Origin of the sequence: Sphingomonas canaveralia (assembly GCF_047238125.1) — a bacterium.
Taxonomy (GTDB): domain Bacteria; phylum Pseudomonadota; class Alphaproteobacteria; order Sphingomonadales; family Sphingomonadaceae; genus JBDFMH01.
Genome location: NZ_JBDFMH010000001.1, coordinates 2,167,381 through 2,184,547 on the forward strand (window position 1 = coordinate 2,167,381; position 17,167 = coordinate 2,184,547).

At 65.2% G+C, this 17,167-nt stretch carries 23 protein-coding genes and 1 tRNA gene; 6 read left to right on the plus strand and 18 right to left on the minus strand.

The window, feature by feature from the left end; translation table 11 throughout:
* Positions 1-26: 26 nt before the first annotated feature.
* The 3 genes from ABC347_RS10765 to ABC347_RS10775 are packed head-to-tail and all read right to left on the minus strand — an operon-like array spanning position 27 to position 3,687.
* Complete coding sequence (locus tag ABC347_RS10765) at positions 27-812, minus strand: 3-hydroxybutyrate dehydrogenase (protein WP_413245727.1); 786 nt, start codon at positions 810-812, stop codon at positions 27-29.
* A gap of 26 nt (positions 813-838) precedes the next feature.
* The gene (locus tag ABC347_RS10770) at positions 839-2,539 is read right to left on the minus strand and encodes an N-acyl-D-amino-acid deacylase family protein (protein WP_413245728.1); all 1,701 of its coding nucleotides are present in this window, start codon (positions 2,537-2,539) and stop codon (positions 839-841) included.
* Positions 2,536-3,687 carry a DUF3734 domain-containing protein gene (locus ABC347_RS10775; RefSeq protein WP_413245729.1) on the minus strand — a complete coding sequence of 384 codons (1,152 nt, stop codon included), beginning with the start codon at positions 3,685-3,687 and terminating at the stop codon, positions 2,536-2,538. Before ABC347_RS10775 ends, ABC347_RS10770 begins: the two co-directional genes overlap by 4 nt.
* 112 nt (positions 3,688-3,799) lie before the next feature.
* On the opposite strand from ABC347_RS10775, the gene ypfJ reads away from it, so the two are divergent.
* Positions 3,800-4,684 carry a KPN_02809 family neutral zinc metallopeptidase gene (gene ypfJ, locus ABC347_RS10780; protein WP_413245730.1) on the plus strand — a complete coding sequence of 295 codons (885 nt, stop codon included), beginning with the start codon at positions 3,800-3,802 and terminating at the stop codon, positions 4,682-4,684.
* Between the two features lie 111 nt (positions 4,685-4,795).
* Here ypfJ and ABC347_RS10785 read toward each other — a convergent pair whose 3' ends face one another.
* A complete protein-coding gene (locus tag ABC347_RS10785; RefSeq protein ID WP_413245731.1) occupies positions 4,796-5,785 on the minus strand; it encodes an NADP-dependent oxidoreductase in 990 nt (329 codons plus the stop codon).
* Between the two features lie 128 nt (positions 5,786-5,913).
* Positions 5,914-6,882: a DUF2171 domain-containing protein gene (locus ABC347_RS10790; protein WP_413245732.1), complete on the minus strand. Its 969-nt coding sequence runs from the start codon at positions 6,880-6,882 to the stop codon at positions 5,914-5,916.
* A gap of 243 nt (positions 6,883-7,125) precedes the next feature.
* Here ABC347_RS10790 and ABC347_RS10795 point away from each other — a divergent pair.
* Positions 7,126-7,201, plus strand: a tRNA-Ala gene (locus ABC347_RS10795).
* Positions 7,202-7,219: 18 nt separating this feature from the next.
* Here ABC347_RS10795 and ABC347_RS10800 read toward each other — a convergent pair.
* Both ABC347_RS10800 and ABC347_RS10805 read right to left on the minus strand, forming a co-directional pair.
* Positions 7,220-8,317 carry a tyrosine-type recombinase/integrase gene (locus ABC347_RS10800; RefSeq protein ID WP_413245733.1) on the minus strand — a complete coding sequence of 366 codons (1,098 nt, stop codon included), beginning with the start codon at positions 8,315-8,317 and terminating at the stop codon, positions 7,220-7,222.
* A gap of 44 nt (positions 8,318-8,361) precedes the next feature.
* Positions 8,362-8,709: a hypothetical protein gene (locus ABC347_RS10805; protein WP_413245734.1), complete on the minus strand. Its 348-nt coding sequence runs from the start codon at positions 8,707-8,709 to the stop codon at positions 8,362-8,364.
* A 113-nt stretch (positions 8,710-8,822) separates the two neighbouring features.
* Here ABC347_RS10805 and ABC347_RS10810 point away from each other — a divergent pair, with 113 nt between their 5' ends.
* Positions 8,823-9,065: a hypothetical protein gene (locus ABC347_RS10810; protein ID WP_413245735.1), complete on the plus strand. Its 243-nt coding sequence runs from the start codon at positions 8,823-8,825 to the stop codon at positions 9,063-9,065.
* 2 nt (positions 9,066-9,067) lie between these two features.
* On the opposite strand, the gene ABC347_RS10815 is transcribed toward ABC347_RS10810, so the two are convergent.
* From ABC347_RS10815 to ABC347_RS10865, 11 genes are all read right to left on the minus strand, one after another.
* Entirely contained in the window at positions 9,068-9,265 is a 198-nt protein-coding gene (locus ABC347_RS10815; RefSeq protein WP_413245736.1) for a hypothetical protein, read from the minus strand.
* Complete coding sequence (locus tag ABC347_RS10820; RefSeq protein ID WP_413245737.1) at positions 9,262-9,558, minus strand: hypothetical protein; 297 nt, start codon at positions 9,556-9,558, stop codon at positions 9,262-9,264. The genes ABC347_RS10815 and ABC347_RS10820 overlap by 4 nt, the downstream gene beginning before the upstream one ends.
* Positions 9,555-9,881, minus strand: a complete 327-nt coding sequence (locus tag ABC347_RS10825) for a hypothetical protein (RefSeq protein WP_413245738.1) — start codon at positions 9,879-9,881, stop codon at positions 9,555-9,557. Before ABC347_RS10825 ends, ABC347_RS10820 begins: the two co-directional genes overlap by 4 nt.
* The gene (locus ABC347_RS10830) at positions 9,878-10,174 is read right to left on the minus strand and encodes a hypothetical protein (RefSeq protein WP_413245739.1); all 297 of its coding nucleotides are present in this window, start codon (positions 10,172-10,174) and stop codon (positions 9,878-9,880) included. The genes ABC347_RS10825 and ABC347_RS10830 overlap by 4 nt, the downstream gene beginning before the upstream one ends.
* Entirely contained in the window at positions 10,167-10,562 is a 396-nt protein-coding gene (locus tag ABC347_RS10835; protein WP_413245740.1) for a hypothetical protein, read from the minus strand. The genes ABC347_RS10830 and ABC347_RS10835 overlap by 8 nt, the downstream gene beginning before the upstream one ends.
* Before the next feature lie 125 nt (positions 10,563-10,687).
* Positions 10,688-11,170: a hypothetical protein gene (locus ABC347_RS10840; protein WP_413245741.1), complete on the minus strand. Its 483-nt coding sequence runs from the start codon at positions 11,168-11,170 to the stop codon at positions 10,688-10,690.
* Positions 11,157-11,483, minus strand: a complete 327-nt coding sequence (locus ABC347_RS10845) for a hypothetical protein (RefSeq protein WP_413245742.1) — start codon at positions 11,481-11,483, stop codon at positions 11,157-11,159. The genes ABC347_RS10840 and ABC347_RS10845 overlap by 14 nt, the downstream gene beginning before the upstream one ends.
* Positions 11,480-11,749 (minus strand): hypothetical protein, encoded by a 270-nt coding sequence (locus ABC347_RS10850; RefSeq protein WP_413245743.1) that lies wholly within the window; start codon positions 11,747-11,749, stop codon positions 11,480-11,482. Before ABC347_RS10850 ends, ABC347_RS10845 begins: the two co-directional genes overlap by 4 nt.
* The gene (locus ABC347_RS10855; protein WP_413245744.1) at positions 11,746-12,591 is read right to left on the minus strand and encodes a hypothetical protein; all 846 of its coding nucleotides are present in this window, start codon (positions 12,589-12,591) and stop codon (positions 11,746-11,748) included. Before ABC347_RS10855 ends, ABC347_RS10850 begins: the two co-directional genes overlap by 4 nt.
* A gap of 16 nt (positions 12,592-12,607) precedes the next feature.
* Positions 12,608-13,189: a hypothetical protein gene (locus ABC347_RS10860; RefSeq protein ID WP_413245745.1), complete on the minus strand. Its 582-nt coding sequence runs from the start codon at positions 13,187-13,189 to the stop codon at positions 12,608-12,610.
* A 172-nt stretch (positions 13,190-13,361) separates the two neighbouring features.
* On the minus strand, positions 13,362-13,931 hold the full coding sequence (locus tag ABC347_RS10865) for a S24 family peptidase (protein ID WP_413245746.1): 570 nt from the start codon (positions 13,929-13,931) through the stop codon (positions 13,362-13,364).
* Positions 13,932-14,030: 99 nt separating this feature from the next.
* Here ABC347_RS10865 and ABC347_RS10870 point away from each other — a divergent pair, with 99 nt between their 5' ends.
* Genes ABC347_RS10870 through ABC347_RS10880 form a run of 3 tightly spaced genes read left to right on the plus strand, consistent with a single transcriptional unit; the run spans position 14,031 to position 16,792 of the window.
* Complete coding sequence (locus ABC347_RS10870; protein ID WP_413245747.1) at positions 14,031-14,258, plus strand: carph-isopro domain-containing protein; 228 nt, start codon at positions 14,031-14,033, stop codon at positions 14,256-14,258.
* 3 nt (positions 14,259-14,261) lie between these two features.
* Positions 14,262-15,272 (plus strand): CHC2 zinc finger domain-containing protein, encoded by a 1,011-nt coding sequence (locus tag ABC347_RS10875; RefSeq protein ID WP_413245748.1) that lies wholly within the window; start codon positions 14,262-14,264, stop codon positions 15,270-15,272.
* Positions 15,269-16,792, plus strand: coding sequence for a YfjI family protein (locus ABC347_RS10880; RefSeq protein ID WP_413245749.1), 1,524 nt, complete (start codon positions 15,269-15,271; stop codon positions 16,790-16,792). Before ABC347_RS10875 ends, ABC347_RS10880 begins: the two co-directional genes overlap by 4 nt.
* The last annotated feature ends 375 nt before the right edge of the window (positions 16,793-17,167 follow it).

Consider the following 17,167-nt stretch of genomic DNA (forward strand, 5'->3'; position numbering starts at 1 on the left):
TAGGCGCGATGGGGGCAGGACGCAAATCAGGCAGCGGTCCAGCCACCGTCCATCGAAAGGTTGGCGCCGGTGATCGACGCCGCGCCATCGGTGCAGAGATAGACGACCAGGCTGGCGACCTGCTCGGGCGTCACGAATTCCTTGGTCGGCTGCCCGGCCAGCAGCACGTCGTTCATCACCTGCTCGCGCGTCATCCCGCGCGCCTTCATCGTATCGGGGATCTGGCTTTCGACCAGCGGAGTCCAGACATAGCCGGGCGAGATGCAATTGGCGGTGACGCCGAACGTCGCGGCCTCGAGCGCGACCGTCTTGGTCAGCCCGGCCAGACCGTGCTTGGCCGTGACATAGGCCGACTTGAACGGCGAGGCGGCCTTGGAATGGGCGGAAGCGGTATTGATGATCCGCCCCCATTTCCGCTGCTTCATCCCCGGCAGCGCGGCCCGAATGGTATGAAAGGCGGATGTCAGGTTGATCGCGATGATCGCATCCCATTTCTCGGGCGGGAATTCTTCGATCGGCGCGACGTGCTGGATGCCGGCATTGTTGATCAGGATATCGACCGATCCGAAATCTCGCGCGCAATCGGCGATCATCGCAGCGATCTGATCAGGTTTGGTCATGTCCGCCGGGGAATAGGCCGCCTTGCCGCCGCTCGCCCGTTCAAGCGCGGCGCGCTCGGTCTCGATCGCAGCGGCGTCGCCGAAGCCGTTGATCAGGATATTGGCGCCTTCGGCCGCCAGCGCCTTGGCATAGGCCAAGCCGATCCCCGAGGTGGATCCGGTGATGACGGCGGTCTTGCCCTTGAGGAACATGGCAGTCTCCTAGAACGCGAAAGGGATCAGCGGGCAGTACAGGCGCCGCCGCCGGGCCAGCCCGACCAGCCCGGACCGCGCACCACCCGCCCCGGTTTCGCGCCCGTATGCCGCCCCTGCGACACCACCGCGACACCATTGACGAATACGTCGCGTACGCCGGTTGCCAGCACCGCAGGCTGCTCCACGGTGGCGCGGTCGGTCACCTTGGCGGGGTCGAACAGCACGATATCGGCGGCCATGCCGGGGGCCAGGCGGCCTCGATCCTTGATGGCGAGATTGGCTGCGGGCAGCGCGGTCAGCCTGCGCACGGCTTCACCCAGCGGCATCAGCTTCAGATCGCGCGCATAGCGGCCGATCACGCGCGTGAACGTGCCATAGGCGCGCGGATGCGGCCGGCTCTTCAGGAACACGCCTTCGGGTGCCGGCGCACCGGCATCCGATCCGAAGCTCATCCACGGCAGCCCGGCGACGCGGCGGACATTGGCCTCGTCCATCACGCGGTAGAGCGTGCCGACCCGCGAGCCATCCTCGATCACCAGATCTATCGCGGTTTCCTGCGGGGTGGTGCCGCGTTCGCGCGCGACATCGGCCAGCGTGCGGCCGGCTAGCGGCTTCAACTTCGGATTACGGAAGCCGGCCAGGATCAGGTTCTGCGCGCCGCCGGCCGCGAAATACATATTCTCCCAGCCATCGCCCGGCCCCTGCATCTCGCGTGCGACCCGCGCCCGGATCGCCGGATCGCGCAGCCGCCCGATCCAGGCTTCCAGCCCACCGGCCTGTACCCAGGTGGGCATCGCTGCATCCAGCCCGGTGCCGGCGACGTCATAGGGGTACATATCGGCTGTGATCGCCAGGCCCGATGCCCGCGCCGCCTCCACCCGCGCGATCGCTGCGTCGATCTTGCCCCAATTGGCACGGCCGGCCTGCTTGAAATGATAGATTTCGGCGCGCGTGCCACTGTCCCGCGCGATCGTGACCAGCTCGTCGATCGCTTCGATCAGCCGATCGCCTTCGGACCGGATATGGCTGATATAGCCGCCGCCGCAGCGCCCCGCCTCGGAAACGAGCGCGACCAGCTCGGGGGTCCTGGCATAGCTGGCGGGTGCGTAGATCAGCGACGATCCGACTCCCATCGCGCCTTCGCGCATCGCGGCGTGGACCAAGCCGCGCATCTCGACGAGCTGCGCAGGCGTCGGCTGGACATCGCCCTCGCCCAGCACCGCGATCCGCACCGTGGCGGCGCCGACATAGGACGCGACATTGGGGCTCACGCCCTTCTTCGTGATGCCGTCGAGATATTCGCCGAGCGTCGTCCAATCGATCGGGTAGCGGATGTCCCCCTGACGGGCGAGTTCGTCGCGTTTCATCGCTGGGGTCAACGGGCCCATGCTGGTGCCCTCCCCCATCACTTCCAGCGTCACGCCCTGCATCACGTCGCTCAGGGCGCGACCGTCCTCGATCAGGGTCTCGTTGGCCCAGCTGAGCATGTTGATGAAGCCGGGGGCGACCGCCATCCCGCGGGCATCCAGCGTCCGCGCGGCCCGCCCGTCGACCTTGCCGACCGCGACGATGCGATCGCCCCTGACCGCGACATCCCCGATCACGCCCCGCCCGCCCGAGCCGTCATAGATCGTGCCGCCGCGGATCAGCAGATCATAGTCGGGCGCGGGCGCCGCCGAGGCGAGCGTTGCCCCTGCCAGCAAGGCCAGCAACGCGCGCTTCATCGCCGCACCAGATCGAAGGCTGAGGTCTGCCCATCGAGGATATTGCGGGCCAGCAGTTCGGATTTCGTCATCGTCTCGGCGACAGCAGCGCGGCCCGCGGCCCAATGTTCGGCCATGGTGCGCGCCGAGAATTCATAATCGCGCGAACCGCCCTCCCAGGCATTGGCCCGATAGATCAGCTGGACGACATTCACTGCCTGCTCGCGCGCGGCGGCGGCCAGCGCGCGGACATCGGCGTCGTCCTGCAGATCCGGCGGCAGCTTCGCGATCACCTTGGCAATCAGCGCGCGTTCGCGGCGCAACCGCAGCAGCTGGTCGGAGACCTGGCGGGTACGGCTGGAGAAGCGGATCTCCTTCTCGCGCGCCATTACATCCATGATGGTGCGCGGCGCCTGGTGGCTGGCCGAGAATAGATCGACCTGGAACACCAGCAGGTCGCCCTCCTGATCCTCCAGCACATGGCTGAGCGGCGTGTTGGAGACCAGGCCGCCATCCCACCACAGCTTGCCGTCGATCTCGACCGGGGGCAGGCCCGGCGGCAACGCGCCCGATGCCATGATGTGGCGCGCATCAAGCCGTTCGCGGCGTGTGTCGAAATAATGGAAATTGCCGCTCGCCACCTCGACCGCGCCGACCGACAGCCGCACCGGCCCGTCATTGACCAGGTCCCAGTCGACCAGCTCGTCCAGCGTCGCCTTCAGCGGGCTCGAATCATAGAAGCTCAGCGCTTCGCAGCTGCCAGGTATCGCCAGGCCGGGCGGCACCAGCCGGGGCTTGAAGAAACCGGGCACGCCGAACATCGCCACGAACCCCGCAGACCATTCGTGCAGCCATTCACGGGCATCGTCGCTGGGCCAGATCGGAAAGCTGGGCAGCCAGCCGCCGACCATGTCCCAGAAGCGGCGCAGCCGTTCGACGCGATGCTCGGGCGGATTCCCGGCGATGATCGCAGCGTTGATCGCGCCGATCGATATGCCTGCGACCCAATCCACCTCGATCGCGCGTTCGGCCAGCGCTTCGTAAACGCCGGCCTGATAGGATCCCAGCGCGCCCCCGCCCTGCAGCACCAGCGCGACCTGATCGGGCAGCGGCAGCGGCGCGGCGTGGCGGCGGGATCGGCGTTCGGTGCGGGACTCGGCATCGGCCATGGCGGGGTGATGCCTGTTGTGGTGCGGTGCGGCAAGCCCGCGATCCGTTTCGCGCGCGTTGCAACCGCCCGGCGCGCGGCGCATTGATGGCGCACAGCAGGGGAGACCGGCGATGCGCCTCGACGATTATCGCAGCAGCAGCAACGTCGAGGATCAGCGCGGCCAGAGCTTTGGTGGCGGCGGCGGATTCGGCGGTGGCGGCGGGCTCGGCCTGTTGCTCAGCCTGGTCGGCAGCCGTTTCGGCATCGTCGGCATCCTGGTCGTGATCGGCGGCGCCTTCCTGCTCGGCATCAATCCGTTCGGTGGCGGCACGCCCGCCCCGCGCGTGGTGCAGCAGCAGCCGGGGCAGACCGCGGCAGGCACGTGCGCGGTGAACGCCGAGAGTGCCTTCACCTGCCGCGTCCTCGCCAGCACCGAGGATACCTGGGCCAGGATCTTCCAGGAGTCGGGCCAGCAATATCGCCCCGCGCCGCTGGTCTTCTACAGCCAGGCCGGCCAGTCGGGCTGCGGCGCGGCGCAATCCGCGATGGGCCCATTCTACTGCCCGGCCGACAACCGCATCTATCTGGACACTACATTCTTCGGCGAACTGGCAAACCGGTTCGGCGCAGCCGGTGATTTCGCGCAGGCCTATGTGATCGCGCACGAGGTGGGCCACCATATCCAGACCATCACCGGCATTTCGGACAAGGTCCGTGCCGCCCAGTCGCGTGCATCGGAGGCCGAAGGCAATGCGCTGCAAGTGAAGATGGAACTGCAGGCGGACTGCTATGCCGGCGTGTGGGCCGCGCGAAATCGCGACCGGATCGAGCCGGGCGACGTCCAGGAAGGGCTGCGCGCCGCCGAGGCGATCGGCGACGATACGCTGCAGAAGGCGGCGCAGGGCCGGGTGGTGCCGGAAAGCTTCACCCATGGCAGTTCGGCGCAGCGCATGGCCTGGTTGAAGCGCGGGCTGGACAGCGGCGATCCCGCCCGCTGCGACACCTTCGCGGCGTAAGATCGGCCGTCATCCCGGACTTGATCCGGGATCCAGAACCACGAACGCCGCCGCTTGCCGATCTGGATCCCGGATCAAGTCCGGGATCACGAAGTCGCCTGGCGGCTGACCCTACAGCCGAACCAACATCTTGCCGCGGTTGCCGCCACTAAATAGGCCTAGAAACGCCTCCGGCGTCGATTCCAGCCCCTTGTGGATCGTCTCCTCGGATCGCAGCTTGCCGTCGCGGATCAGCGCCGCCATCCCAGCATGGAATTCTTCGATCCGGTCCTGGAAATCGGATACGATGAAGCCCTGCATCCGTACCCGCGCAATGATCAGGCGTGCCAGAAAGCGCAGCGAGGTGGGATCTGCGCTATTATAGCCCTGGATCATGCCGCAGATCGCGAACCGCGCGCCGTTGCGCGCCGCCGCCAGCGCCGCATCGAGATGCGCGCCGCCGACATTGTCGAAATAGACGTCGATCCCCTTCGGCGCCGCTTCGGCGAGTTGCTTGCCGATCGAGATATCGGCGCGATAATCGATCGCCGCATCCGCCCCCAATTCACGCACCAGCGCCGCCTTGTCGGCACCACCCGCCGACCCGATCACCGTCATGCCGCGCGCCTTTGCGATCTGCACCACCGCGGAACCGACGGCACCGGCCGCGGCCGACACGAAGACCGTATCGCCTTCCTTTGCCTCGGCCACTGCCAGCAGGCCGAACCAGGCAGTCATCCCCGGCATGCCGAGATGGCCCAGATAGCGCTGGATCGGAATGTCGGCCATCGGCAGCTTCGTCGCTGCCTGAGCGGGCAGCACCGCTTCCTCGCGCCAACCGGCCATGTGCGAAACCTTGTCACCCACCGCCAGCCGATCCGATCGGCTTTCGATCACCTCGCCGATCGCGCCACCTTCCAGCGGCTGGCCGATCTGGAACGGCGGAACGTAGCTTTTCACGTCGTTCATGCGCCCGCGCATATAGGGATCGACCGACAGCCAGAGGTTGCGAACGCGGACCTCGCCTTCGCCCAGCGGCGGCAACGTGATCTCGCCCAGCTCGAAATTGTCCGGTTGGGGGGTGCCTTCCGGCCGAGATGCGAGGAGCCATGCGCGGGCCATCGGGCCATCCTTCCATATTTTCGTTGCGGGTGCGACGCTAGGCGCGGCTTCCGTACGCGTAAACCGGCCGGCGCATAAAAAAGGGCGCGACGTTGCCGCCGCGCCCTCTTCACCGATCGGCAATGCGATCAGTAGGTGCCGGAAAAGCTCCGGTTCAGATAATGCGGGCCATCCGAACGATCGCCGTCGCGATCATTGCCGAACGCCGATCGCGATTCCTCGTCGCGCCAGTGCGACTTCGCCTGCTCCGCAGTCTTGGAGATGGTGACCTTCTCGTCGACAGACTGGATCCACGCGCACGGGATGGAATGATGGCGGCCGCCGGCTTCCTGATCATTCTTGGTCAGGATGATGCGGTCGTCGCGCACCTTGTCGACCGTGCCGAGATGCTGGCCGTCCGAACCCACCACTTCCTGATGCTCGCGCACCTGGTTCAGTGAGCTGCGCTGGGTCTGCCGAGTCTGGCGCCAGCCGGTGAATTCTTGATCGAACTTCGACTGATGCTCACGCCGATACTCGTCATAATCGCGATCCAGAGATTCGATCTGGCGATCGCGCCACGAGCGATAGTTGGGGTCGCGGCCCCAGTCGTCGTGGTTCTGGCCTGCGCCCAGGCCATAGGTGCTCGACGCGCCGGCACCACGGCCGACGCCATAGGTGTTACCGCCGCCATAGGAGCCGGCACCGGACGATGCGCCGCCGCCATAGCGCGACGTCGACGCATAGCCGCCCGACGCTCCATAGCTCGATCCGCCGCGCGCCTGATCGCGCTGATATTCGCGCTCGCGATACCGCTCGTCCATCTCGCGACGGCGTTCGGCATCTTCGTCGCCGAACCAGGAGCGTACCTCGTCACCGGCACGGTCGAAGAAGCCGCGATCCTCATAGTCATAGCCCTGCGGCGCGCGACCATAACCCTGGCGACCGTCACGGTCCCCGCGATAGTCGCTGCGGCCATAATCGGACTGGCCATAGCTGGAACGACCATAATCGATGCGGCCATAGTTCGGACGCTCGGCATCGCGATCGGCGCCGTATCGGTTGCCATAACCCTGGGGATCGCGGCCGTAGCGGCGATCACTGCGTTCGTAGCCCATGAAAACCTCCTGGTTCCTGTCTGCGGAAGCGGCGCCGGGCCAGGGGGGGATGGCGACGGTCGCTTCGCTGGCAAAAAACCGGAAGCACAATAGGTTGTTCCGCCCTTGGGCCGGCCCGCGACAGAGCTGCGACAAACCGCTCGTCGCAGCCGCAACGATCGCGCAAACAGGGTTCATTTATCTTTGCAGGCGGCGTTGCATGTGCCGAAATGCGCCGCTAAAGGGAGCGCCTCCCGCGGGATTGGGGCTGTAGCTCAGATGGGAGAGCGCTGCAATCGCACTGCAGAGGTCAGGGGTTCGATTCCCCTCAGCTCCACCAGCCCCGCACGCCCACAAATCAGCCATTCTTGAGACGCTGGCCAGCCCGCGCGGCAGCCAGACTAACGACCGTGGGACCGCACTGGGACCGCAAATGCACGGTCGTTAGACGCGTCATCTCGCTCCAGTAGGCGTCCACGGCCTCGATCAGCTCGGCGAGATAGTCGGGCCGCAGGTGCCGGTAGTTCTTCTTATTGGTGCCTTCGCCGGCATGACCGGCCGCCGCTTCGATCTGTGCTTCGGCGACACCGCGCCGATGCATCTCGGTGATCGCGGTGTGGCGTAGCGTGTTCGGCGTTCCGCGGCCGCGCAGCTTCGGTCGGGCATCGGTCTCGCCAAGCTTGCGCCGTGCGGTCAGCATCACCGGCTGGCCCGATGCGTCCAGAACTGGACGCGTTATGCCAGCCTCGATCAGACAGGCGTCGAAGGCATTGCCGAGGTCATAGCAATCGCGCTCGAAATACTCCGGCCCGTCCGGCTGGCGGTTCTTCTCGGCGATGGCGGCGCGGTATTTGATGACCTTGCCGCTGATGCCTTCCAGCCAGGGCGCGAGGGTCGGCGCGACCGGCACGACCGATCGGCGCTTCGAGGTCTGATCGCGATCAGGATCGAGGAAATAGATGAGCCCGTCGCGCAGCTGGTGGTCATGCAGGTCGAGGATAGCCTCGGACCGGCCGCAGGTGCTGAGCTGGATCATCGTGTAGAGAAAGACGTGGTGGCGCTCGGGGCGGCCCCAAGCCGCCTCCAACAGCCCGGCAACCTGCTCCTGGGTATAGACCAACTCGCGAGGCTTCGCCTTGTCCTTCGCGTCCACATCGCGAATGAACGGGGCCGCGGTGATCAGCTCCTCGCGATAGGCGTGATTGAGCGCGCCGCGCAGCGCGGCCAGATCCCGGCTGATGGTGTGGCCGCCAACGCCCTCGCCTTTTCGGAAGGCAATGAAGCTGCCGACCAGCGCCTTATTCACGTCGGCAACGGTCACGCCGCCGATCACGCGGCCCAGCCGGCGCTCGCGGTCGAAGAACCGCAGCAGGTGCTGGACCGATATAGCGTAGCGAGCCGGATCGGCCTTCGTCGCAACGTGATCGCGCTGGTAGATCGCCAGCAACTCCGCCACCGGCGCATTCTTCGGCAGCTGCGGTTCGGCCGGCTTGTTCGCCTCTAGGTAGTGGCGGGCAAGGGCCTCTCGCGCCTCTTCCGGCGGCGTAGTCGCATCGCTTCCTCGGATGCCAGTGCTTCGGCGGCGGCGTGAACGTGCGGCGGGATCATACCAGGCGATGCACCATTCGGATCGCTCGCTGCGGTATTCGAGCCAATAGTCCCCGAGCTGGACCCGGTCGGCGGTGGCGGCGGCTTTGCGTCCCATGATCTTGCAAGCTCCTCGGCCTTGATGGCGCTCATCTCCGCGTAGAGCGACGATATCAGCGCCCGGGCGTGTTCCGGTTCAAGGTGGGCACGACGCCCGGTGCGGGCGGCGCTTTCCAGCCTCTTCAGGATCTCGGTGAACATCACCTCGCTCCCGTGTCGAAACCTGTAGAGCAATACTCTACGGCCTGCAAGCGATTTGTTGAGCGACGCTCTACGCAGTGGCTTGCGATCAAGGATAGAGTTAGACGGCGCTGATGGCGGACGACCGAATGACCGGCGGCGAGCTGCGCGCCCTGCTGATCGAACTGCTGGCCGGCGCGACGGGTGCCGACCCGCGCTATTGGGAAAAGCTGGTCGGCAAGGTCGAGACCTTTCCCATGGCCATGCGGCCAAAGTCCAACTGGGACGTCGCAACCACAGCAAAAAAAGCGGACGGCCGCGCGTTCGAGCGTGCGGTGGATCTGGTGCGGGAGCAGCATCCCTACGTTCGCGACTGAGGTCATGCGGCATCCTTGGGAATCGGAATGTCGCGGATGCGGCTGGCCGCCTGGCGCAGCCGACGCACGTCGACAGACGGGTTGGCGCCAAGCCTGCGGGCCTGTTCTGGCCGGCGGTCCAGATCCTCGGCAAAGTCGACACAGCAGCGCGCGGCGGCGCGCAGGGCGTCGGTGAAGCCATCGGTATAGCTTCCAGTCATGCTGGCCTCACTGGGAAGGGGATCACCAATGCGGATTTCAGGCGGCGCACGCGTTCGCTCGGCTTGTTGATCGTCTTCGTGCCGACCCGCCAAGGCTTGCTCTCGACGTAGATCACGCCGGGCAGATCAATCGGCTCGCCAACCAGCTGGGCGAGATCGCCCTGATATTGCCGGATGAATGTCCGATCTCGGTCGAGGGTGCAGATTTCAGGAAACTCCGTCCGGTCCGTTTCGAAAAAGGTCACCACCCTGCCCTCGCTGGCGATGACCACCAGGCGCAGATCCTCGCTCATGCCGGCCTTCTCTGCAGCCGGGCCGGGTTTACCGCGGCCCAGACGATCGCCTTCTTCCCGCTCGTCGCATTGTGGCGGCGCGCGCCGCTGTCACGGACCTTCCCTTGGCGGGCCAATTCGGTGACGCGGGGGCGGATCGACAGGATCGATACGCCCATTCGGCCGGCGACCTCGTCGGCTGTGAGGCCGTTCGATCGCTCCAACACCGCCAGCGCCTTCGCGCGCAGCGTCGGCGCGTCGTGGGCGATTTCAGCCGCGGCCGCGCGAGAAGTGTCACGGTCCTGCGCGCCGGGCGCGTTGGGATAGGCGAACAGGTCGCTCATAGCTTCGACCCGAGCATGCGCTCAATCTGGACCGCAGCCTCCAGCGCCACTGCACGGAGATCGTCGAACAGCTTCCCCTCAGCAACCAGAGCGGCTGCCAAGGTGCCGCTAGTCCCGCCGGTGTTGCGCTCTGCAGGATTAGCACTGCCACTCCATGCGGCGTCGAAGGCTCGAAGCGGGGCGATGAAATGATTGCCCCGTGGCTTCCCATCGGGATCGCAGGCCTCTCGCAGACGCGCCGCGAGATCGACCCATTCATAAACTGAGAAAGTGGCAAAGGCGCTCTCAACCATGGCGGACCTGCCGATCTTCAATCGGGCTAGATTGGCGGGATTGGAGGGTGCGGGGTTCGCTGCATTCGCCGGTGGCTATAATTACCGAGCCGCGGCCAACGTTGACGCGAGCTTCCTCTCGCGCATGCAGCGCAGGGCTACGGACGCCCCCGCATTCGCCCACTAATACTCCGCGGTCGGTGACTGATTTCAGGTGAGCGGCGGGCTGTAGATCTGCCGGCTGGGACGGTTTCGCTCTGGGCCGCAGTTCGACGACCGTGCGATCGTCGGCTTCCTCACCGGGGTCCGGATCGTCAGGCCAGCTGATTGCGGCCCACTCCTCGCAGAACCGGTTCCAGCCGGTGATCGGCCATACGCCTGTAGGGAAGCCCTGGATCTCGAACAGCATCGGCGGCCCGATCTGGCACGCGCCCTGATCGCGTTCGCTGCCGCTCGCCGAACGGATGGCCGACGAAAGCGCGGGTGCAGAGCGTGCCCAGTGCGCGCACGTTTCGCACCGCTCCGGACGGGCGGTCATTGTGCCGCGTCCGTCTGAGCTGCGCGATCGGCACGCTGTTGAGCGAGACGCTCGGCCGCCGCGGTCATCTCCTTTTCGAAGTACGTGCGATCGGGATAGGTGCAATCCATCGCCAACGCGATGGTGCCGTCCGGCATCTGGATGTGCGGGACCGTATCCGCGCCGTCGTTGACGCCATCAACCGTGATGGGCTCTGGCGGTCCGTTCGGGTCAATCATCCAGCCGATCACCGGCACTTCGAACACGTCGACCGGGCGGGCATCAAGATTGACATTCAGGACGTAGGTGCCCGGCTGGGCTGGGATCACCTGTCGGCCAATCCGCTCCCAGCTGTCGACGTCGCTCCTGTAGGCGATAACGTCTTCTCCGTCCCGCATGGTGACGCGGCAGAGAACGGAATCCTGCGCACCGTAGGATGTGACCTCGGCGACACCATCGACACGATACTGCGCGGTGCGCCGGCTATTATAGAACAGCATCGCGTCGATCCTTCCGAACACGCTGGTCGATCAGGACCAGGAGATCGCTGCCTTCGAATTGTCCGCACCACTCAGTGTAGAAGGTCGCTGGCCACAGGCAGGCGTTGTGGACAGTGCCCGCATCGGCCACGTCCTCCGGGTCGAATACGTGGCCGCCGAAACCCGGCTGCGGGATCGCCATCCGCGCCATGTGATCGACGATTTTCGGCGGCTCGCGCCGGCACCAGCCATGCCCGGCGTCATCGGCTGTTCGATCAACGCCTTCTTCGACCGGCAGCCAGAAGCGGCACAGCGCGCAGCGCTCAGTAGTCATTGCGGCCTCTCCTGCGGGATGTAGTCAGCGCACCAGTCAGCTTCGTGCGTCACGGGGAAGTTGCTGGCCCCCCAAAGATCCTGCTCTTCGATCGCGGCGTCCCCGAACTCCGGGCTGCTATTCATGAGGCGCGAGCGGATCATGGCCTCGCTCACGACTGGTGGGTGGCGTCGGCAGTCGCCGATGCTTTCCAAGGGGTAGCGCCGCCAGCACATGCAAGTGCAGCAGGTTTCGGCTGGCGCCGCCGCGTCGTCAGCGGCGGTCATTTCGCAGCACTCCAGCGCTGGGCATCGGCCACGATCGCCTCACCCCAAGCGCCGCCGACTGACCGTTCGCCGTCGCCAAGCGCTACCAGCACCTTCTCGGCGAATTGCTGAGCCGAGCGTGCCGGCGTCATCACCAGCAGGTGCTCGTAGAAGGCGATCACCCCGCCAATGGCATTGTCGTCGGCAGCGTCGGCATCAGGCCCGAGCTCAGCATCGATCATGCGCAGCTGTTCAAGGATGCGGGTCAGTCGCGTCCACCGGGTCCAGTCCCAATGCCAGCCGTCTTCGTCGGTATGGAGCCCGAAGCTGACCATGGCGGCGGCCTTGGCGACTCGCTCGGCTTCGTTGGTCCAGACCCATTCGATGATATCGCCATCGATGTCGCTCAGCACGATATCGGCAGCGCCGAATGCGGCTTCGATTTCACGCGCTTCCGCCTCGCGCCATAGCTTGCGACGCATCCAGCCGCGCCTGATGAACAGCGCGCGAATATCGCTCGCGGCTTTTGGCAGCCAATGGCTGGACCAAGTTCTTCCCTTGCGGAATGTGTCGAACATGCGGCGCGCCGCCAGCTCGTCATCATAATTGCCGCTGTGCCAGATCGTCCGGCCGCCGGAAGCATTGGCGAAGCCGCGGGTGATGTGCGGTAATGCCTGATCCACCCGCGCGTTGATCTCTTCGGCCTTAGCGCACCAGATCGGCTTGAGACGGCCTTCCTCGCTTGCAGCGATCTGACGCCGAGCGATCAGGCTGTGCAACGTCTCGCGTTCGACGATCGCGTCGATCCGCTCCTGCAGGGCCGGGCTGGCGCTGGCGAACGTGATGGGGGCGTGCATATTCATTGTCACTTCCTCCCCGTCAGCCGTTGATCAGCGCGTCGCGCGCTTCGCATTTCTGGAGCATCTCCAGCGCAATCGACGGCAGCTGCATCTGATCTGCGCCGTTGGCGAGCAGGTAGGCGGCCAGCGTATCGATCCCGGCGTGAAGGCCGCGCAGCGCGGCGTCAGCCATAGGAAATTGCGGATCCTTGGTCGGGACGTTCTCCGCCAGCACCGCAAGATGCGCGACCAGCGAAACCATGTCCTCGCGCCCCTGTAGCGGCGTCATGCTGATGGTGATCATCTGGGCATATTCGAGCCGCGATACATGCTCGTAGGCATCGGCTAGTGCGATCTCACCGCCCGCCCTCGTAAGATGGTCGGGGACCGTATCTGCATTGGCCAGCTGATCCTGCTTGTCGCTCACCTCGCAGACGCGATCGATGGTCGCCTGAAATGCAACGACGTTCAGGTGCATCGGGGTCTGAGTCGGTGCCAAGGCGCCGAGCAGCCAGCCGCAATCAGCGGGCCTGGCAGACGGTGCGCTAGCGAAGGCCGTCGCCATGCTGTTCGGCGCAGGCGGAACCCGCGGCGGTGGGGAATTGGGATTGGCATCGGGCACGGTAATCTCCCTGCTTGCGTTTCAGCAGGAAGTTGGCGGAGGCTGCCGTGGCGAGCGCGCTGTCCTAACCCTGCGGTCTCAGGGTCGGCCGCTGCACTTTGGCTTGGCGCTCACCTGATACCGCCAGTATCTCCGTTTTTCGGAGAATTGCAAGGGGTGGTTAACCAGATTTTCAGAACTGCTGGATTGCGTATGTCACCCGCCCAATCACGCTGAAGTCTAGCTCGCCCAGTTCGAAGGGCACGTATTCGGGATTGTCGCTCGCCGGTTCGAACCTCGCGGGGCCTTCACGGTATCGCTTGATGGTCGCCTCGCCATCGGCATTGCGGAGAAGGTAGAGCTTTCCGACGTAGAGCCGGCGATCGTCGGGATCGATGACGGCCCAGCTGCCCTCGGGCAGCACCAAATTCATGCTGTCTCCGACGATCTCCACCGCGAACCGGCCCTTGGCATTTACCTCTGCCGGGATGGTAATCGTCTCACGGCTTTCTTCGATCGCCTCCAACCAGCGGCCGGCACCGGCCATGCCGATGAGCGGGATCTTGAGCGGCTGCGGCTCCCTGGGTAGCATTTGCAGAAGGATGTTCGCCTCATGCAATTTGAGGTGGCGCTGCCCGGTGTAGAGGTTCGACACCGCCGTGGGTGGGATCGCCAGCTTCTGCGCGATCACACGTTGCGGGATGCCGGCATTCTTCAACTGAAGAAGGATTTTCTCGGCGGTCGGGATCGGATCTTCGGCCATGGCATAACGAATAGCATCGCCTGGCCGCTGGCGCTTCCCCGAAAATCGGATATAAGACGGTTAATGCCGTCCCATTTTCGGAGCGATGATACAATGTCGGTGGTGGCCGAAATCTTCGAGGGCCTCGGGCGGCCCACGCACGTTGCCGCAGATCTGGGCTTCCCCGTCCAGACCGTGCACTCCTGGAAGAAGAAGGGCAACATCCCCGGCTGGCGTCGGCCCGCCGTGCTCGATCTGGCCCGCCGCCGCAACCTCGCGCTATCCGCGGAAGCTTGGGCCTATCTGGTCGCCGCGCCTGTTTCGACCACGCCTGCGCTGGCATCCTGATCCGTGCGGCACGGCGCGAAAGAAGCGGAGTTCCGCGAGCGGATCCAGCACGCCAAGGACCGGCGGCAGTTGTCCGATATTATCGGACGAGTGACTAAGCTCGCGAAGCGCGGTCCTCGCGAACTGGTCGGCCTTTGCCCGTTCCACAGCGAACGATCGCCAAGCTTTGAGGTCAACGACAGCAAGGGCTTCTACCATTGCCACGGCTGCGGTCGATCGGGCGACGCCATCCGCTTCCTAACCGAGAAGCACGGCCTGTCCTTCATCGACGCACTTCGCGATCTTGAAGATGGGACCTACCCCGAGGTCACCGAGGCCGATCGGGCTAAGCGGCGGCAGGAAGAAGCGGCGCTCACCGCGCAGCGCATTGCGGATGCACAGGCAATCTGGGCTCGCGCCGTGCCCGCGCCGGGGACGCCCGCCGAGGTTTATGCTCGTGCCCGCGGCATCACGACACCGCTGCCCGATACCGCGCGGTTCGTGATGACCCCACGCTGGCGCAATCCGGAGACCGGCGAGGTCGGCCGCGACACGCCCGCGATGGCTTGCGCTCTTCAGGATCGGGGCGGCACCGTCGTGGGCGTGCAGTGCATCTTCCTGCAGGACGGCGGTCGCAGGAAATACGAGCGCATCCGCCAGGATGGGACGAAGGCGAAGGCGAAGCTCAGCTTCGGCATCATCGTCGGCTCGGCATTCGTGGCCGGCGGCCAATATCCGCCATCGCCCGGACGAGATCCGATTATTTGCGAGGGACCGGAAGACGGGCTGACCTTGGCGCAGGAACTGCCCGGTGAAACGGTGCTGGTCGCGTGTGGCACGGCTCTAATGCCGCGCATTGATCTAGTCCCTAGCATCACAGGCGTGGTCCTGGCGGGCGACAACAACGCAGCCGGACGCGTGGCAGTCGATGAGGCCACCGCATCTTTCATTGAGCGAGGCCTGTCGGTGCGCCCGATATGGCCGGACCCCGCCTTCAAGGACTGGAACGACCAGCTGCGCGGAGTTCGCGCATGAACAGCGGGTTCCAAGATGCTCTAAAAGCGGGAGCTGTAATTAAAGTTGAACCGCTGCCACTGGTCGGCGAGCGCGCCGACGCGCAGCCCTTCCCGATCGATGCCTGCGGCGACCGGCTGGCCCGCGCCATTCGCGCCATCATGGTCCGAGTTAAGGTGCCTGACTCGCTGGCAGCACACTCCGTCCTCGCCGCCGCCAGTTTGGCGGTGCAGGGCCACGCGGTTGTAGAGCTGCCAACCCGGCAGCGCCGTCCCACCTCCCTGTTTTTCGCCACCATCGCTGACTCAGGTGATCGAAAATCGTCTGCGGACGAGATCGCGATCAAGCCAATCGCGGACTACGAGATCGACCTGAACACCGAGTACCAGATGGCAAAGCAGGTCCACGCCACACAAGCCGCCATCTTCAAGAACGATCAGGCCAAGCTCACCAAGGAAATGGCGAACGCTGATCGAACCACGGTCGAGATGGCCGTGAAGGATCTCGGCACGCCACCGATCGAACCGCCACGGCCCGCTATTATCGTGCCACCGGGTAGCACGCAGGGCGTGATCGACATGCTGGACAAGGGCCGGCCGTCGCTCGGCCTGTTCATCAATGAAGGCGGTAGTTGGCTGGGCAGCTGGGGGATGCAGGACGACAACCGCACCGCCACGATCAGCAATTATTCCGAACTGTGGGACGGTCAGTCGATCAAGACGCTGACCAAGGGCGAGGGCTTCCGCTTCCTGCCCAACCGAGCCTTCTCGTTCCACGTCATGTTTCAGCAAATCTATATCGAGCGCATGTTCGGCGACGAGGAAATGCGCGGACAAGGGTTCCTCAGCCGCGTGCTCGCCGCCCAGCCTACAACTCTCGCCGGGACCCGGTTTCACGATCCTAGCACGATCGAGCCGGCGCACGTGACCGATGACATCGTTGAATATCAGGAGCGTCTCGGAAGCATCATTCGCACACCACTGCCAGTCGACCTTGAGAGCCCGCAGAACGGCCTGATGCGCCGCTGCGCATTCCACCTGGACGAAGACGCAGCCGCGCTGTTCTGGGAGTTCTACAATACGGTTGAAGGCCAGCAGGGCCAGGGCGGCAGTCTCGCGCCGATCCGAGGTTTCGCGGGCAAGGCGACCGAGCAGGCGGCTCGGATCGCTACCGTGCTGCACGTTTTCGAAAACGGGCTTCGCGACCGGACCATCAACAAGCTGTCCATGGCCCGCGGCGTCGCGCTGATGAACTTCTACCTCGGCGAAGCCCTGCGGCTCGCCGCAGCCACGCCGATCGACCCGGTGACTGCGGATGCGCTGATCCTGTCCGAGTGGCTCGAGAAGAAATGGGATCAGCCGTTCATCTCAGCGCGCCGCATTATGCAGTCGGGGCCGGGCAAGATCAGAACCAGCATGGAAAACGTCCGCGAGCTATGCGCGGTCCTCGCCCGGCACGATCACATCACGCCTGTCGCGGCCGGCGCCAATGTCGACGGGAAGCACGCTAAGGAAGCGTGGAGGGTGCATGTCGGCCGATAGCTTCATGCCCTTGGCGATCGATCTCGGTGCTATCGCGACCGAGTGTAGCAGTGCTGTAGCAGGCGCCCCTGCTACAGATCACGGCTTCTCGGACTGGGGAAAAGGCGCGGAGTTCCGCCAATTTCAGCGTTCCCGTGCCGCACCTGTAGCAAATGTAGCAGATGTAGCAGCGATTTCCGCCCCGAGCCTGCCTTGGACGGCGGGTCTTCAAGCCCTCGCTGCCCTGCCCCGGCCCAGCTTTCTGACCGAAGACGGGTGGGAGGAGATGCTGTTCGAGTGCCAGTCAGTGTCCGATAAATGGGGGCAGGCCTCCCTGGATGCAGGCTGGCGGCCTCTTGACCTATTCGGTTGCCACCCGAACCCGCGCTGCACCGA

Bases quoted from the DNA above. Each gene is read 5' to 3' on its own strand.
- ABC347_RS10835 (WP_413245740.1), bottom strand. From the start codon at position 10,562: ATGCTGTTCGAGATCCAGGGCTTCCCTACAGGCGTATGGCCGATCACC.
- ABC347_RS10805 (WP_413245734.1), bottom strand. From the start codon at position 8,709: ATGTTCACCGAGATCCTGAAGAGGCTGGAAAGCGCCGCCCGCACCGGG.
- ABC347_RS10770 (WP_413245728.1), bottom strand. From the start codon at position 2,539: ATGAAGCGCGCGTTGCTGGCCTTGCTGGCAGGGGCAACGCTCGCCTCG.
- ABC347_RS10865 (WP_413245746.1), bottom strand. From the start codon at position 13,931: ATGGCCGAAGATCCGATCCCGACCGCCGAGAAAATCCTTCTTCAGTTG.
- ypfJ (WP_413245730.1), top strand. From the start codon at position 3,800: ATGCGCCTCGACGATTATCGCAGCAGCAGCAACGTCGAGGATCAGCGC.
- ABC347_RS10785 (WP_413245731.1), bottom strand. From the start codon at position 5,785: ATGGCCCGCGCATGGCTCCTCGCATCTCGGCCGGAAGGCACCCCCCAA.
- ABC347_RS10810 (WP_413245735.1), top strand. From the start codon at position 8,823: ATGGCGGACGACCGAATGACCGGCGGCGAGCTGCGCGCCCTGCTGATC.
- ABC347_RS10765 (WP_413245727.1), bottom strand. From the start codon at position 812: ATGTTCCTCAAGGGCAAGACCGCCGTCATCACCGGATCCACCTCGGGG.
- ABC347_RS10790 (WP_413245732.1), bottom strand. From the start codon at position 6,882: ATGGGCTACGAACGCAGTGATCGCCGCTACGGCCGCGATCCCCAGGGT.
- ABC347_RS10840 (WP_413245741.1), bottom strand. From the start codon at position 11,170: ATGCTGTTCTATAATAGCCGGCGCACCGCGCAGTATCGTGTCGATGGT.
- ABC347_RS10820 (WP_413245737.1), bottom strand. From the start codon at position 9,558: ATGAGCGAGGATCTGCGCCTGGTGGTCATCGCCAGCGAGGGCAGGGTG.
- ABC347_RS10775 (WP_413245729.1), bottom strand. From the start codon at position 3,687: ATGGCCGATGCCGAGTCCCGCACCGAACGCCGATCCCGCCGCCACGCC.
- ABC347_RS10855 (WP_413245744.1), bottom strand. From the start codon at position 12,591: ATGAATATGCACGCCCCCATCACGTTCGCCAGCGCCAGCCCGGCCCTG.
- ABC347_RS10850 (WP_413245743.1), bottom strand. From the start codon at position 11,749: ATGACCGCCGCTGACGACGCGGCGGCGCCAGCCGAAACCTGCTGCACT.
- ABC347_RS10880 (WP_413245749.1), top strand. From the start codon at position 15,269: ATGAACAGCGGGTTCCAAGATGCTCTAAAAGCGGGAGCTGTAATTAAA.
- ABC347_RS10815 (WP_413245736.1), bottom strand. From the start codon at position 9,265: ATGACTGGAAGCTATACCGATGGCTTCACCGACGCCCTGCGCGCCGCC.
- ABC347_RS10845 (WP_413245742.1), bottom strand. From the start codon at position 11,483: ATGACTACTGAGCGCTGCGCGCTGTGCCGCTTCTGGCTGCCGGTCGAA.
- ABC347_RS10830 (WP_413245739.1), bottom strand. From the start codon at position 10,174: ATGGTTGAGAGCGCCTTTGCCACTTTCTCAGTTTATGAATGGGTCGAT.
- ABC347_RS10825 (WP_413245738.1), bottom strand. From the start codon at position 9,881: ATGAGCGACCTGTTCGCCTATCCCAACGCGCCCGGCGCGCAGGACCGT.